Raw genomic sequence first — 566 nt, forward strand, 5'->3', positions numbered from 1 at the left:
CTAACGCACTTGTCGTGGTACAGGACATAAAAAAGGAGCCCAAAGGCTCCTTTTTCGATAGGTCTCTCGATGTTCAGTGAAGGATTATGCGCCGATAAAGGTGCTAATAACACCAATCAAACCACCGAATACGCCACCCCAAACTACTAGCCAGCCAAGGTGTTCTTTAATCATTTTTTGCACCATTTCTTTAACCAATGTCGGCGTTAACTCGCTAAGGCGTTGGTCGATGATGCCTTCGATGTTCTGCTTAATCTCATCCATCATGGCTGGTGATTCAAACTGCTCTTTCAAAGCTTCTTTAATACTGTCGCTCTTGCTCAGTTCGATGATGGACGCTTGCATCTTTTCGACGAAAGGTTGTCGCATCGGCTGTAGAGCTTCCGCGCCACCAAACATCGCTAGCATGCCGCCAAACTGGGAGCCCTCAATGACTTCTACTAGTGAGTCAAAGGCCGGGTTTAGATCCACTTTCTCAATCATAGGTTGAAGATCGATGTTCACACCACCCGCCATTTCTTTATTCAAGAATCGGTCGATGTTCGCTTCGGTAAAGAACTGTTCCA

1 protein-coding gene is annotated in these 566 nt (G+C 46.3%); it reads right to left on the reverse strand.

The features are described from left to right. Positions 1-84: 84 nt before the first annotated feature. Positions 85-566: DUF445 domain-containing protein (locus tag R8N47_RS27285; RefSeq protein ID WP_318186375.1), on the reverse strand; the 482-nt coding region annotated here is incomplete at its 5' end.

The organism is Vibrio sp. 2132-1, assembly GCF_033344315.1.